Origin of the sequence: Sinomonas sp. R1AF57 (genome assembly GCF_002224485.1) — a bacterium.
GTDB classification, from domain to species: domain Bacteria; phylum Actinomycetota; class Actinomycetes; order Actinomycetales; family Micrococcaceae; genus Sinomonas; species Sinomonas flava.
Map to the genome: position 1 here is coordinate 512,422 of NZ_CP022463.1, position 14,300 is coordinate 526,721.

General features: G+C 69.4%; 13 protein-coding genes and 1 rRNA gene. 8 read left to right on the forward strand and 6 right to left on the reverse strand.

The window, feature by feature from the left end; all coding sequences use genetic code 11:
• Positions 1–16 precede the first annotated feature (16 nt).
• The 3 genes from rrf to CGQ25_RS02440 all read left to right on the forward strand — a co-directional run bounded on the left by rrf (position 17) and on the right by CGQ25_RS02440 (position 1,451).
• Positions 17–133 (forward strand): 5S ribosomal RNA (gene rrf / locus CGQ25_RS02430).
• 111 nt (positions 134–244) lie between these two features.
• A complete protein-coding gene (locus tag CGQ25_RS02435) occupies positions 245–775 on the forward strand; it encodes an SRPBCC domain-containing protein (protein WP_208711648.1) in 531 nt (176 codons plus the stop codon).
• Positions 776–815: 40 nt separating this feature from the next.
• Positions 816–1,451 (forward strand): DUF2461 domain-containing protein, encoded by a 636-nt coding sequence (locus CGQ25_RS02440; protein ID WP_208711649.1) that lies wholly within the window; start codon positions 816–818, stop codon positions 1,449–1,451.
• A gap of 1 nt (position 1,452) precedes the next feature.
• On the opposite strand, the gene CGQ25_RS02445 is transcribed toward CGQ25_RS02440, so the two are convergent.
• The 4 genes from CGQ25_RS02445 to CGQ25_RS02460 form a co-directional block, all read right to left on the reverse strand.
• Complete coding sequence (locus CGQ25_RS02445) at positions 1,453–2,859, reverse strand: DUF4032 domain-containing protein (protein ID WP_208711650.1); 1,407 nt, start codon at positions 2,857–2,859, stop codon at positions 1,453–1,455.
• Between the two features lie 116 nt (positions 2,860–2,975).
• Positions 2,976–4,058 (reverse strand): ABC transporter ATP-binding protein, encoded by a 1,083-nt coding sequence (locus CGQ25_RS02450; RefSeq protein WP_208711651.1) that lies wholly within the window; start codon positions 4,056–4,058, stop codon positions 2,976–2,978.
• A gap of 217 nt (positions 4,059–4,275) precedes the next feature.
• A complete protein-coding gene (otsB, locus tag CGQ25_RS02455; protein ID WP_369802279.1) occupies positions 4,276–5,085 on the reverse strand; it encodes a trehalose-phosphatase in 810 nt (269 codons plus the stop codon).
• Positions 5,082–6,503 (reverse strand): trehalose-6-phosphate synthase, encoded by a 1,422-nt coding sequence (locus CGQ25_RS02460; RefSeq protein WP_208712828.1) that lies wholly within the window; start codon positions 6,501–6,503, stop codon positions 5,082–5,084. Before CGQ25_RS02460 ends, otsB begins: the two co-directional genes overlap by 4 nt.
• Positions 6,504–6,778: 275 nt before the next feature.
• Between CGQ25_RS02460 and CGQ25_RS02465 the strand changes: the two genes are divergently transcribed.
• Positions 6,779–7,678, forward strand: a complete 900-nt coding sequence (locus CGQ25_RS02465) for a DsbA family protein (protein ID WP_208711653.1) — start codon at positions 6,779–6,781, stop codon at positions 7,676–7,678.
• A gap of 87 nt (positions 7,679–7,765) precedes the next feature.
• On the opposite strand, the gene CGQ25_RS18380 is transcribed toward CGQ25_RS02465, so the two are convergent.
• The gene (locus CGQ25_RS18380) at positions 7,766–7,894 is read right to left on the reverse strand and encodes a hypothetical protein (protein WP_255405520.1); all 129 of its coding nucleotides are present in this window, start codon (positions 7,892–7,894) and stop codon (positions 7,766–7,768) included.
• Positions 7,895–8,266: 372 nt separating this feature from the next.
• On the opposite strand from CGQ25_RS18380, the gene CGQ25_RS02475 reads away from it, so the two are divergent.
• On the forward strand, positions 8,267–8,548 hold the full coding sequence (locus tag CGQ25_RS02475) for a helicase associated domain-containing protein (RefSeq protein WP_208711655.1): 282 nt from the start codon (positions 8,267–8,269) through the stop codon (positions 8,546–8,548).
• Positions 8,549–8,587: 39 nt separating this feature from the next.
• Here the strand turns inward: CGQ25_RS02475 and CGQ25_RS02480 are convergent, their stop codons facing one another.
• Complete coding sequence (locus tag CGQ25_RS02480) at positions 8,588–9,298, reverse strand: hypothetical protein (protein ID WP_208711656.1); 711 nt, start codon at positions 9,296–9,298, stop codon at positions 8,588–8,590.
• A gap of 240 nt (positions 9,299–9,538) precedes the next feature.
• On the opposite strand from CGQ25_RS02480, the gene CGQ25_RS02485 reads away from it, so the two are divergent.
• Genes CGQ25_RS02485 through CGQ25_RS02495 form a run of 3 tightly spaced genes read left to right on the forward strand, consistent with a single transcriptional unit; the run spans position 9,539 to position 14,231 of the window.
• On the forward strand, positions 9,539–10,561 hold the full coding sequence (locus CGQ25_RS02485; protein WP_208711657.1) for a 3-oxoacyl-ACP synthase III: 1,023 nt from the start codon (positions 9,539–9,541) through the stop codon (positions 10,559–10,561).
• On the forward strand, positions 10,555–13,251 hold the full coding sequence (locus CGQ25_RS02490) for an alpha/beta fold hydrolase (RefSeq protein ID WP_208711658.1): 2,697 nt from the start codon (positions 10,555–10,557) through the stop codon (positions 13,249–13,251). The genes CGQ25_RS02485 and CGQ25_RS02490 overlap by 7 nt, the downstream gene beginning before the upstream one ends.
• Positions 13,248–14,231 (forward strand): NAD(P)-dependent oxidoreductase, encoded by a 984-nt coding sequence (locus CGQ25_RS02495; RefSeq protein ID WP_208711659.1) that lies wholly within the window; start codon positions 13,248–13,250, stop codon positions 14,229–14,231. The genes CGQ25_RS02490 and CGQ25_RS02495 overlap by 4 nt, the downstream gene beginning before the upstream one ends.
• Positions 14,232–14,300 lie beyond the last annotated feature (69 nt).

A 14,300-nucleotide genomic window follows, 5' to 3' on the forward strand; every position in this document is an offset into this window, starting at 1 on the left:
GGACGGGACACAGGGTTACGGCGGTCACAGCGTGGGGGAAACGCCCGGTCCCATCCCGAACCCGGAAGCTAAGACCCACAGCGCCGATGGTACTGCACCCGCGAGGGTGTGGGAGAGTAGGACACCGCCGGACAACACCACCAGGTCGAGCCCCCCAGCACCCGCCGGGGGGCTCCCTGCATTTAACGACACCCCACCAGAAGCCCCGACGTGCACGGTAGCTGCACGGCCCTAGGATCGTTGCATGGAACCCCTCTTCTCAGACTCTCCGCGCTCGGAGCCCGATCAGGCAGCGCGCGGGGAGGCGCCGCCGTCGCGCGTGTACCGCCTCGAGCTGCCCGTGCCCCGGGAGGTGGTCTACCGGGCATTCGTGGGGGACGCCCATCTGTGGTGGCCGGCGGAGTCGACCCGCTTCGGCGAGGGTACGCATGTGTTCATCGAGGACGGCGTCGTGGGCGAGGAGGGGCAGAACGGCGAGACACTGGTGTGGGCCGAGGTGCGGCACGAGGAGCCTGGGGAGGACATCGTGTTCTCCTGGTCCGACGGGGCACCCGCCGGCAGCCCGACTACGGTGACGGTGGCGCTGGAGGACGCGTCGGGTCATTCCGTGGGCGGAACCGTTGTCACCCTGACGCAGGACGGATGGGCGGCGGGAGCCGTCGGGGTTGCCCAGTTTGAGCGGTCCGGCGACTGGCGCGCAATCCTGGGGCGGTTCGGCGCGTTCTTCGGCCAGCTCCCAGAGGCTGTCGAGGAGCTCGCAGACGGCGGAGACTGAGACTGGACGGACGGTTCTGAGAGGGCGGAAGATGCCTTCCATGGGTGCATTCACGGGATTCCCTCCGGAGGGACCTGCCTTCTATGCAGACCTTGAGCTGAACAACTCCAAAGAATGGTGGACCGGGCACAAGGATGTCTACGAGAGGACGGTCAGGGGCCCGATGACATCGCTTCTGGACGAGCTCTCAGGGGAGTTCGGCGAGGCCAAGGCCTTCCGCCCTTACCGGGATGTGCGGTTCAGCAAGGACAAATCGCCCTACAAGACCCATCAGGGCGGCTTCGCGCAGACTGCTCAGGGCATCGGGTACTACCTCCACCTCGACGCTGACGGACTCACAGTGGGCGGCGGGTACCACTCGCATACGCCGGCTCAGGTCGCCCGCTACCGGGGCGCCGTCGATGCCCCTTCCTCAGGAGCGGAGCTGGATGCCATTGTCGGAGCACTGCGAAGTGCTGGTTTCGCCATTGACGGAGAGCGTCTCAAGTCGGTTCCGCGCGAGTATCCGAGAGACCATCCCAGGGGTGAGCTCCTGACCTACAAGTCGCTCACTGCCGGGAAGGCGTACGGCATTCCGGTCTGGCTCGGGACACCGGACGCCCTCGCGCATGTGCGCAGCGCCTGGTCAGGGCTCCGGCCCCTCGTCGAGTGGCTGACGGACCACGTGGGCGGGTGACTCAGTCCTCGGTGGGGTGCTCGCCGTCGTCCTCGTCATCCTCGCGGTGACGGGCCTCCTCGGTCTCGATGACCTTCAGGAGCTGGGTGTCCGGGTTGAGCATGATGGCCGCCTCGTCGCGGCGGTGGCGGAGGACATCGTCGATGTAGGACTGGAGCGTCTCGGCGAGCGGAACATAGCGCTCGAGCTTCTCCGACATGTACCACCGGTGCTCGAGGACCTGATGCACCACCTCGGCCGGCTCCAGCTTGCCCGACAGCTCCTTCGGGATCGCCCTGACGATGGGCTCGAAGACCTGGGTGACCCAGGCGTGGGCGCTGATCTCTTCGTCCTGGCCGGGGTAGTTGTCTGCGCGGAACGAGTCCATGTCGTTCAGCAGGCGCCGTGCCTGGTTCTCCTGGGCGTCCAGTCCGGTGAGGCGCAGGAGCCGGCGCTGGTGATGGCCGGCGTCGACGACCTTGGGCTGGAGCTGGATGGTGGTGCCCCCGGCCGTCGTCTTGATGGCGTACTCCTCCACGTCGAAGCCGAGCTCGTTGAGCCGACGGATGCGGGCGCCCACACGCCACCGCTCGCCCAGCTCGAACGACTCCTTCGCCGTGAGCTCGGCCCACAGGTTCCGGTAGGAGTCCATGATCCTCTCGCTGGTGGCGACGGGATCCACCTCGGGGTCTATCAGGCCGCCGTCGAGGAGGTCCATGAGTTCACCCGCGATGTTGACGCGTGCGATTTCCAGGTCGTACTCGCGCTGGCCGGTGGAGAGGTCGGGGTAGAGCTCGCCAGTCTCGGCGTCCACGAGATAGGCCGCGAAGGAGCCGGCATCGCGGCGGAACAGCGTGTTCGAGAGCGAGACGTCCCCCCAGTAGAACCCCACGAGATGGAGCCGAACCAGCAGCAGCGCCTGCGCGTCGATGAGCCGCGTGAGGGTGTCCTTGCGCAGTGTCTGCGAGAACAGCGCACGGTAGGGCAGGGAGAACTTGAGGTGCCGGGTGACGAGGCAGGGGTCGAGCGGGGTGCCCTGGGGGGTCTGCCGATCGCGGATCACGGCTACCGGCTCGACGCACGGGACGTCGAGGCGCTGGAGCTTGCGCAGCATGTGGTATTCGTGGCGGGCCACATGCTCGCCGGTCTCCTTCACGGCGATGACGGAGTTGCCCAACTTCGCGAACCGCACGATGTGCCGGGAGATGCCGCGCGGAAGCGCAGCCAGGTACTCCTCGGGCCATTCTTCGAGCGCCATGTGCCACGGCAGGTCCAGGAGCTCCGGGTCCGCTGCCGCCGCCGTGATGCTGAGTGAGCCCATGACCGGCGAGGGCGGCGGGTCGGGCAGGGGAGAGCGCCTCGGCAGCTTGCCGAGTTCGGCGTAGTCCGTCGGCTCGTCCTGCCACGTGGCGCTGCTCTGTTCCGTCATGTCTTCCATTCTTCCGCTGTTCGTCCGAGGCGCGCAGCCCCGTGACACGAGAGCGCCCGCCGGGCGGGGCCTGGCGGGCGCTGTCGTGATTTGCGCGGCGTCGCCGCGTCAGGGGGTCAGTCGCCGAGGCGGAGGCCGGTCTTGGTGTCGAAGAGGTGGACGTGGCCCTGCTGCGGGCGGACCCAGATCTTCTCGCCCTTCATCGGGGGCCGACGGCCGTCGGTCCGAGCGACGATGTCGTGGCTCTGCCCGTCCAGCATCGTGTGGCCGTAGATGTAGGCGTCGGCACCGAGCTCCTCGACGACGTCGACCTCAACCTCGAGGCCCTCCCCCTGGGGAGCGGTCTCGAGGTCTTCGGGCCGGACGCCGAGGGTGACCGTCGAGCCGTGGGCCTCGGACAGGACGTCGCGGGCCACGGGATAGATGGTGCCTCCGAACTTCACGCCGTTGTCGGCTTCCGGGAGCTCGAGCAGGTTCATGGCTGGCGAGCCGATGAATCCGGCCACGAACACGTTGGATGGGCGGTCGTAGAGGTTGCGCGGCGTGTCGACCTGCTGGAGGAGGCCGTCCTTGAGGACCGCGACGCGGTCGCCCATCGTCATGGCCTCGACCTGGTCGTGCGTGACGTAGACCGTCGTGACCCCCAGGCGTCGGGTCAGCGAGGCGATCTGGGTGCGGGTCTGGACGCGGAGCTTGGCGTCGAGGTTCGAGAGCGGCTCGTCCATGAGGAAGACCTGGGGGTTGCGGACGATCGCGCGGCCCATGGCGACGCGCTGGCGCTGGCCGCCCGAGAGGGCCTTCGGCTTGCGCTCCAGGTACTGCTCCAGATCGAGCAGCTTGGCCGCTTCCTTGACGCGCTGGGCGCGCTCCTCCTTGGAGACGCCGGCGATCTTGAGGGCGAAGCCCATGTTGTCCGCGACCGTCATGTGCGGGTACAGCGCGTAGTTCTGGAAGACCATCGCGATGTCGCGGTCCTTCGGCGGGACGTCCGTGACGTCGCGGTCACCGATGAGGATGCGGCCCGAGTTCACGTCCTCGAGGCCGGCGAGCATGCGGAGGGAGGTCGACTTGCCACAGCCGGACGGGCCGACCAGGACGAGGAACTCGCCGTCTGCGATCTCGATGTTGAGCTTGTCGACGGCGGGCTTTTCGGTGCCCGGATACAGGCGCGTCGCATTGTCGAACGTAACTGTAGCCACAGTCATCAGTCCCTTCACCGGCAGGTACGTGCCGGACGATCCGTAGTGAATGGTTCGTGTTGTTCAGTTGTGTCCCTCATGGCGGCCAGAACAGGCCGCCCGTGCTGGCGTCGCCCATTTTGGCACAACATGACGATCGGGGGCAGCGCCCTCGCTCAACAAGATGAGTATGGCACGGATCACATTCGAGGGGAAATGTGGTGCACGTAACATCCCGTTATGTGGACGCCCCGTCGGTGTCAGGGCGCGTCTGCGCACCGAGGTCCGCGCGGAGCTCGGCCAGGAGACCGACAACCTCGGCGACGTCCTGGGGGGACTCGACGCGGAAGCCAGCGGAGGTCTCGCCCGGACCCACCTTGATCCCCACGTCACCGGACTCCAGAGCGCGGAAGCCGTCCTCGTCCGTGACGTCGTCGCCGGCGAACAGCACAGCCTCGGCCTCGGTCACCTGGCGCAGGAAGGCCAGCCCCTCACCCTTGGTCGCGTGCACGACCGAGCCCTCGAGGACCTCCTTGCCGTCCTTGAGGAAGATGTCCCCCCGGCCGGTGAGCGCCCTGCGGGCGGCTGCGACGGCAGCCGCGGCGTCGTCCCGGTCGGCCTGACGAGTGTGCAGGACGCGTCCCGCCGGCTTCTCCTCGACCCAAGTTCCGGGGGCCTGGGTGGAGACCTCGGTGAATGTGCGGTGGAGGTCGGCGAGCGCATCGCGCTGGTCGGGGTCGAGCGCCACGGGGTGCTCCTCGGTGCCCAGCCGGACCTCCGCTCCGTGGCTCCCGATGAGCAGCGTCCGGTCGTCCGGTGAGGCGACCTTGAGCAGGCTCGTGAGCGCCCGGCCCGACACGTAGGCCGTCCACGTCTCCGGCAGCGCCGCCAGGCGCACGACGGCGGCCGCGGTCGCCGGGAGGGGCCGGGCGTCCTCGGCGCGCTCCACAATGGGCGAGACGACGCCGTCGAAGTCGAGGGCGACGAGGAGCCGGTCGACGCCGGCCAGCTGGGTCAGTGCCGCCCGGAGCTGGTCGTCGATGGTCACGGGCAGACCTCCTTGAGTCGCGCGAGGAAGATGGACGACCATTCCTCGACGTTGTGCACCAGGACCTGGCGGCGCATCGTCTTCATGCGGCGCGCCGCGATTCCCGGCGGGAGGTTGATGGCCGTGGTGATCGAGTCCTTGAGGCCCGCGATGTCGTGCGGGTTGATCAGCAGCGCCTGTTTGAGCTGGTCCGCGGCGCCGGCGAATTCGCTCAGGATCAGCGCCCCAGTCCCGTCGAGGCGCGAGGCCACATACTCCTTGGCCACGAGGTTCATGCCGTCGCGGAGGGCCGTGACGAGCATGACGTCCGCTGCGAGGTAGAGCGCCACCATCTCCTCGGTCGGGTACGAATGGTGCAGATAGCGGACGGCGGTGTGCTGCATGGTGTCGAACGTGCCGTTGATCCGCCCGACCGTGCCCTCGATCTCCTCGCGCAGGAGGCGGTACTGCTCGACCCGCTCGCGGCTTGGGCTCGCGACCTGGATGAGAGTCACTTCGCCCACCTTGACCCGCCCGTCGGTGAGGAGCTCCTCGAAGGCCTTGAGCCGGTGGCGGATGCCCTTCGTGTAGTCCAGCCGGTCGACCCCGAGCATGATCACCTTCGGGTCGCCCAGGTCCTGGCGGATCTGGCGGGCGCGTTCGATGATGTCGGGGCGGGAGGCGAGCTCGGCGATCCTTGCCGTGTCGATCGAGATGGGGAACGCTTCCGCGCGCACCTCGCGCCGTCCGTCGTGGCGCGTGGGATCGTGGACGACGAGGTGGGTTCCCTTGCCGCTCGCTCCCGCGTACCGACGCGCGGCGCGGGCGAAGTTCGAGGCGTCGTTGGGCCGCTGGAAGCCCAGGAGGTCCGCACCGAGCAGTCCCTCGAGGACCTGGCGCCGCCAGGGCAGCTGGGCGAAGATCTCCTGCGGTGGGAACGGGATGTGGTTGAAGAAGCCGATCTTCAGGTCCGGGCGCTGTCGGCGGAGCATCGCTGGGACGAGCTGGAGCTGGTAGTCCTGCACCCAGACCGTGGCGCCGTCGGCGGCGCAGGCCGTGACGGCGTCGGCGAACCTCTGGTTGACCTTGCGGTACGCGTCCCACCAGGTCCGGTGGAACTCCGGCGGCGCGATCACGTCGTGGTAGAGGGGCCACAGGGTGGCGTTGGAGAAGCCCTCGTAGTATGTCTCGACTTCCTGGGCCGAGAGCGGCACCGGCAGGATCGAGATCCCATCGTGCTCGAACGGCTCCACTTCCTCGTCCGGCGCACCATGCCAGCCGACCCACGCGCCGTCGGACTTCTCCATCACCGGGGCGAGCGCCGTGACCAGACCGCCGGGGGAGCGCCGCCACCCTGCATCCTCGCCTTCGCCGACCCTGTCGACAGGCAGGCGGTTGGAGACGACGAGGAAGTCGTAGATGTGCGTCCTGGCGGGGATTCCGTCGTCTTCCTCGGTCGGTTTCTTGGCGGTCTGCTGGCTCACGTTCAGTCCCCTCGGATCCCTGTCACTTTCCTCAACACTACCCGCCGCGGCGTGGGCTGCATGTCACACGCGGAATATGGAACTCAGCCCAGATGCGGAACGTTGCGGGGGAAGAAGCCCCGGCGAGGGGAAGGAAAGGGCGGGACCCGGCGCCAGCTGCCTGCACTACACTGACCCCGTCGCCGACCCACGGGCGTGCACTGCGCGCCGCGAACCGATCACGAGGAACGATGAGCCCCGCCAATCAGCCACGACAGACGAAGGCAGAGCGCACCGCCGCCGCCCGGGAGAAGGCCCGCCAGATCCGTGAGGAGCAGCAGAAGAGGGAGAAGCGCAATCGTCTGCTGCTTCGGTGGGGCGTCGTGGTCGCTCTCGTGGCCGTGATCGCCGTGGTTGCGCTCGTGGTCACGAGCTCGATGCGCTCCAACGCCCCGATCGGGGACACCGGGCCCCGTGCGGCCAACATGAACGCGGACGGCGGCGTGACGCTCGGAAAGGGCAACGAGGTCAAGGCGGTGCCGGCGTCGGCCGTCGATGTCGCATCGATCCCTCCCGCGACCGGCCAGCCGAGCGCCGGCCAGGCCGCCAACGCCCCCGGCATCGAGCCGTCCGCCAAGGCCGAGCCGGTCAAGGTGGTCGTCTACATCGACTTCATCTGCCCGATCTGCAAGCAGTTCGAGGACACGTACGGCGAGAAGCTGAACCAGGCGCGCAACGACGGCAAGATCACCCTCGAGTACCGTCCGCTGGGCTTCCTGGACCGCCAGTCCACGACGAACTACTCGTCGCGGGCCGCCAACGCCGCCGCCTGCGTCGCGAACTCCTACCCGGACAAGTACGCCGACTTCTTCACGGCGCTGTTCGCACAGCAGCCCGCGGAGGGCAGCGCCGGCCTGTCCGATGACAAGCTCAAGGAGATCGCGCGGGGCCTCGGCGCAGACATTGGCAAGTGCGTCGACGACAAGACCTACCGGCCGATGGTCAAGTACGACACCCAGCTCGCGACCTCCTCGGGCGTCACGGGCACGCCCACGGCGTTCGTGGACGGCAAGCAGTGGGGCATCGGGGACTCTGCGCAGCAGGGCTTCGACGCGTTCCTCGACGCCGCGATCGCTGCCAAGGCCGCCTGACCGAAACGTACGACGCCGGCCCGGTCCCCTCGCGGGGGCCGGGCCGGCTGTCGTTGGAGCAGAAGTCCGGTGAGGTGCGTCGCCCCGTCAGCGGATGTGCAGCTGGACGAGGGCGACGGCTGCCGCGAGCAGGAGGCCGAGCGCGACGACGCCGACCATTCCGGCGAGGGCCAGCACGAGCCTGCCGGCGGCAATGAAGGGCTCCTTCGGGATCATCCAGGCCTTCCTCTGCAGCGCTGCCTGCAGCCGTGCAGACTCTGCCCGCGCATCCAGGAGGCTCTCCTGAACGAGGCCGTCCCCCACAGGGCCCATCCCTTCCCCCTCTTGTGTTTACTGTTGTCTCCGCCGTCCGGGGTGACAATCGCGCCCGCGGCCGCCTCACCGTGTGCACGGTGTCGAGGCGGCCGCAGGCGCTCCAAAGCGAACCCCCAGCGTCCGCATTGGACATGTACAACATTAGCGGATATGCCACCTGCGCGGCGCGGAAAGAAGCGATGCCTTTGGGGCGCTGCTGCCGCCCCTGAGGCCTCAGGATCTGGCTAGAATGCGTCAACGCGGCGTCGGAGAGTCACTGGGGGGAATGAATACGTGGACGAGGCAATGAGGCGCTATCTCTCCAGGCAGATCACAGGGCTCGACCGCATGAGAGAACCGCGCGACGAGGAGTTCGCGGCGGCCATTGTGGAACTCGAGGCATTCTGTGAGGAAGGCGGCGGCGTCCCCGACTGGAGATCGAGCGACCCGGTCGAAGCGAGTCTCGGTTCGTGGTTGGAGGGCCAGCGGGATGTTGAACGCCGCGGCGTGCTGTGCGAGAAGCGGCGCGCGCTGCTCGAAGGCGTGCTGGGGCCGCGGTGGGTGAGCCCAAGCTGAGGCCGCCGACACGGGACCAGCACGGGGACCCGCGGGAGTTCAGGAGTCTGTCGGTGCCGTCCGCTCCCTCGCCGGCAAGGGGGACTCCGCAGCGGCCAGCATTTCTTCCTCCGTTCGTCCCTGCTTGCGGAGGAAGAGCAGCAGTTCTTCCTGGGAGGGCTCCCCGCGGTCCCGGTACTTCACGGCGAGCCCGTAGAGGTACTCGAAGTCGGCATATCGGGCCGGGTCGGACCACATTTCTCGCTCCCGCATCGCCGCCGGCCTCCACAGTGCCCAGCCGTGCCGGATGGAATTCCCATGGAGGTCGAGAACGCGCTCTGCCCTGAGTACGCCAGTCCTCGTGAGGTATCCCAGCTCGGTATAGAAGTTGAAGAGGGCGCGAGTGGCGCCGTCAATGTACTCTGGCTCCCGCAGCTGTCCATCGACCAGATAGTGGTCGAGGAAGTACTGGAAACTCGCGCGCCGGTACCGCTGGAAGATGGGCCCGGTCCACTCCTCCCAGAGCTGCGACATCACGCCGACCTCCAGCCGGATCCGCTCGCGCTCGTCGCGCAGCTGGAGGGACTTCAGCTGCGCGGCCACGCTCTGCGCTGTCAGTTCGGTCTGGCGCCTCATGAGGACGTTCTGCTCCTCGACGAATTCCGCGTGGGCCCTCAACTGGCGTCGTGCGACCCACGCCGCCCAGATGGCACCGACGCCGGTGGCCATGCCGCCCACGGCTATGAGCACTGTCAGGGGATCGAGGTCCATCGGCGACCCTTCCTCAGTCCGATGAGATGGGCCCCAGCTGTTCGTACCGTCAAGATTCCGCGCACGCGCTGCGGACGTCAAGGAGGTCAAGGCGAAAGCGAGAGGCGCGATCGCCTAACCTCTGGCAGAGTGTTCTTCAGCACCGACATCGTGAACCAGCCTGGGCATCTGTCTTAGCCTTCCGCTCATGTGGGTACTGTCACCGCATGGATTCAGCACGGAAACGAACAGGGGCCTGATTTGGCAGGGAACGCGACCTTTCGTCACGGCAACGCCGCACTGCTTGCGGTGAGCAGCGTCGAGGCTCCGAGGATCGTGAGTTCGACGGATTTCGACCACAGCCTGGCCTCGACCCTGCAGCGGCTCAGGTTCCCGCCGCGGCTGCTCGAGCGCGTCGCCGGCATCACACACCGCCGCTGGTGGGCCCCCGGGACGTCCTTCGACGACGCCGCGGCCGAAGCGGGTGCGAAGGCGCTGGCAGAGGCGGGTGTGGAAGCATCCGAGATCGGGCTCCTGATCAACACCTCCGTCACGCGACGCAGCCTCGAGCCGTCCGTCGCGGTGAAGATCCACCACCGGATGGGCCTGAATTCGTCTGCCATGAACTTCGACCTTGCGAACGCGTGCCTCGGGTTCGTGAACGGCATGATCCTGGCGGCCAACATGATCGACTCCGGCCAGATCAAGTACGCCGTCATCGTCAACGGCGAGGACTCCCAAGCCACGCAGGAGGCGACGCTGGCCCGACTGCAGCGGCCGGACACGACCCGCGAAGACTTCACCCGTGAGTTCGCTACGCTCACCCTCGGCTCAGGGGCAGCCGCCGCCGTCCTGGGTCCCGCCGATGAGCACCCGGGGGCCCACCGGCTCGTCGGGGGCGTGATGCGGGCCGGCACCGAGCACCACGACCTGTGCGTGGGAGGCGTCGACGGGATGTCCACCGACACGAAGGGCCTGCTCGACGGCGGCCTCCAGCTTGTGGTCGACGCCTGGCACGAGGCCCAGCCGGAGTGGGACTGGGCCTCCATGGACCGCTATGTCACCCACCAGGTGAGCAACGCCTACACCCAGGCCATCATCAAGGCCATCGACCTCGACCCGGGCAAGGTTCCGATCACCTTCCCCTACTGGGGCAACGTGGGTCCTGCCTCGCTGCCCATGACACTGGCAGCCGAGGCGCAGTCGCTGAGTTCTGGAGACCGCGTGCTGTGCATGGGCGTGGGCTCGGGACTGAATACGGGCATGGTGGAAATCGTTTGGTAGCCGAGGCCTGGGCCGGGGTCGACCCCGAATGGTCCCGGACGATCACCGTTCACTCCACCTCCGCGGTGGACCCGCCGGGCACACTGCGCCGCTGGCACGTCTTGGACAACGGCGCACAGATCTCCCGGCGGGGTCTCGCGCCGGCAGGCACCCTGCTGTGCGTCCACGGCAACCCGACCTGGTCGTACCTGTGGCGGACCCTTCTGGCAGCCGGATCCGAGCCGGGCCACCCGTGGCGCGTCGTCGCGGTGGACCAGCTGGACATGGGCTACTCGGAGCGGACCGGCACATTCCGTCGCCTGGGTGACCGGATCAACGACCTCGGAGACCTGACCGACGCACTGGGCCTCGACGGACCGGTGGTCACGGTGGGCCACGACTGGGGCGGGGTCGTCAGCCTCGGCTGGGCGCTGGCGCACCCTCAGAACCTCGCCGGAGTGGTGCTGACCAACACGGCCGTGCACCAGCCGTCCGGCTCAGGGATCCCGCCCTCCCTGCGGCTTGCGCTGCACCCCGCAGTCCACCGCTGGGGCACCACGACGTCGGACGCCTTCCTGCGGGTCACGCACGCCCTGGCACGCCCACAGCTGCCCCCCGAGGTCCGCAGGGCCTACATGGCCCCGTACCGCAGCTCCCACCGTCGGGCGGGGGTGGGGAACTTCGTGGCGGACATCCCCACGGATGCCTCCCATCCCAGCTTCCCGGCGCTCCGGGGGGTAGCCGAAGGGGTGCGCGGGATCAGGGTGCCGGTCCTGCTGCTCTGGGGCCCGCGCGACCCCGTCTTCTCCGACCGGTACCTCAAAGACCTCATCGGTCGGCTCCCGCACGCGGACGTGCACCGCTTCGAGGGCGCAGGACACCTCGTGGTGGAGGACCGGGACATCGCCGCACCGGTCTTCCAGTGGCTCGCGGACCACGCGGTCGGCACGCACGACGGCGACCACGCGGCGTCGGGCGCCCCGATCCCCGACGCAGGCCAGCCGACGGCCGCCGAGGAGCGGCCCGGCGCGTTCCGCCCGCTCTGGTCGGAGCTCGACGAGCAGGCGGCGGCCCCGGGAGGGGACGAAACCGCTGTGGCCGAGATGTCGCCGGCGGGCGCCGTAAGCCGTCTGCTCACGTGGAGACAGCTGGGCCGGAGCATAGCCGAGCTCGCGGCGGGCCTGCGGGATGCCGGCGTGGGCAGCGGCAGCCGGGTGAGCCTCATGGTTCCGCCGGGGGTGGACCTCACAGTGGCGCTCTATGCGTGCCTGCGGCTGGGCGCAGTGGTCGTGGTGGCCGACGCCGGGCTGGGAGCCAGGGGTCTGAGCCGGGCCGTGAAGGGCGCAGCCCCCGATTTCCTGATCGGCATCGACAGGGCACTGGCGGGCGCCGCGGCGCTCGGCTGGCCCGGGCGACGGATCAGCGTGCAGGAGCTGCCGGAGGTCCGCCGCCGCATCCTGGCAGTCGAAGCCTCCCTCGCAGGCCTCGCGCGACGCGGTGCAGCGCTGGGCCCGGGCCGACCGCTGCCCGATCCGGATCCGGCGGCCCCCGCCGCCGTACTGTTCACATCCGGCTCCACCGGCCCCGCGAAGGGGGTTGCCTACACCCATCGGCAGCTCTCCGCGATGCGGAACACCGTGGCCCAGACGTTCGGGATCCGCCGCGGGGCCAGACTGGTGGCGGGCTTCGCCCCCTTCGCGCTCCTCGGCCCAGCGCTCGGGGCAGTCTCGGTGACCCCTGCGATGGACGTCACGGCGCCCCGTACCCTCACCGCGCGCGCACTGGGGGACGCCGCGGCGGCCATCGAAGCCACCGTGGTCTTCGCCTCGCCGGCGGCGCTGCGCAATGTCCTGGCCACACAGGATGGCGTGGGCGCGGCGGGGCGCGAAGCCCTGGAGCGGGTCGAACTGCTGCTGTCCGCCGGGGCGCCTGTCCCCGAACCGCTCCTGGCGGAGGTGCAGCGGCTCCTTCCGCGGGCCTCGCTGCACACCCCCTATGGGATGACGGAAGCGCTGCCCGTCACGGACATCAGCCTCGAACAGATCCAGGCCGCCGACGTCGACGCTGCCGCCGGCACAGTGCCGGGTGCGGGCAATGGCGTGTGTGTCGGCCTGCCGGTGCATGGTGCGCGCGTCGCCGTCGTTCCGCTGGCCGCCGACGGCAGTGCGCACGGATCCCATCCTGTGACGGAGGCGGGTGTGACCGGCGAGATCCTGGTCAGCGCGCCGCACGTCAAGCACGCCTACGACAGGCTCTGGCTGACGCAGCGGGAGAGCTCCAGCGTTCCCGGGTGGCACCGCACAGGCGACGTAGGGCACTTCGACGCGGCCGGCCGCCTCTGGGTGGAGGGGCGCTTGGCCCACGTCGTGACGGCGCCGGGCACCGTGGTCACGCCTGTTGGCGCGGAGCAGGCAATCGAACGTCTGGACTGTGTCCGGCTGGCCGCCATCGCCGGCGTCGGCCCGGCTGGCACGCAGGTGGTGGTCGCCGTCGTCGAGACCTCGCCTCGGACCCGCACCGCGGGCCCTGCGGCGCCGCGGCTCGCGGCGCGCGTCAGGGAGGCGGCCCGTGAGGCCGGTGTGGCGGTCTCCGCGGTGCTGGCCGTTCCAGCACTCCCCACGGACATCCGGCACAACGCGAAGATCGACAGGACGCGTCTGTCCCGCTGGGCCACCCGAGTGCTCGTCGGCGGCCGCCCGGGGAAGCTATGAGGGTCCTCGTCACGGGCGCCAGCGGGCTGCTCGGACGTGAGGTCGCGCGGCTCCTGGTCCGCCGAGGGCACGCGGTGACCACGTTCCAGCGACGGGCGTCAGGGGTCGACGGCGCCGCCGACCTCCGCGGGTCCGTCACCGACGAGGAAGCCGTCCGGGCGGCCGTCCGGGGTGTGGAGGGAATCATCCATCTGGCCGCGAAGGTCTCCTTCACCGGCCGAGCGGCCGAGTTCCACGAGGTGAACGTCGAGGGGACTCGCCGCCTCCTCCGGTCCGCCCGCGCGGCCGGCGTGCGGGATGTGGTGTTCGTGTCGTCCCCGTCCGTGGCCAATTCCGGTGCCGCCATCGCGGGCCTGGGCGCCGAGCCCGCCGACCCGCAGCGCGCGCACGGAGACTACTCGCGCACCAAGGCCGAGGCGGAGCTCCTCGCGCTGGCGGCGGATTCGCCGGGGTTCCGGGTCGCGGCGGTGCGCCCCCACATCGTGTGGGGCCCTGGCGATACCCAACTGGTGGAACGGGTCCTGCACCGTGCGAGGCACCACCGCCTGCCCCTGCTCGACGCCGGTGCCGCGCTGATCGACACCACCTATGTGGACAATGCCGCCTCCGCCATCGTCGCTGCGCTGCACCGCATGGACCACATCCATGGGAGAGCCGTCGTAGTGACCAACGGCGAGCCTCGCCCGATCGGCGAGCTGCTCGCAGGCATCTGCCGCGCAGGCGGCGTCCCGGCGCCGTCGTGGGCCGTGCCCGGCGCCGTGGCTCGGACGGCGGGCGCGGTGGTGGAGAAGCTCTGGACCTGGGCCGGGCGCAAGGAGGAGCCACCGATGACGAGATTCCTGGCCGAGCAGCTCTCCACGGCCCACTGGTACGACCAGCGTGAGACCCGTGCGCTCCTCGACTGGACCCCCTCTGTCTCGCTCGATGAGGGGCTCGCGAGACTTGGCGAGCACTATGGTTCTCCGTCAGGGAGCCGCTGACGCATCTCGGCGACCGTGAGCGGGCACCCCGCCTCACCCAGCGCCCTGGAGGTCGGGGCCGGGCAGCGG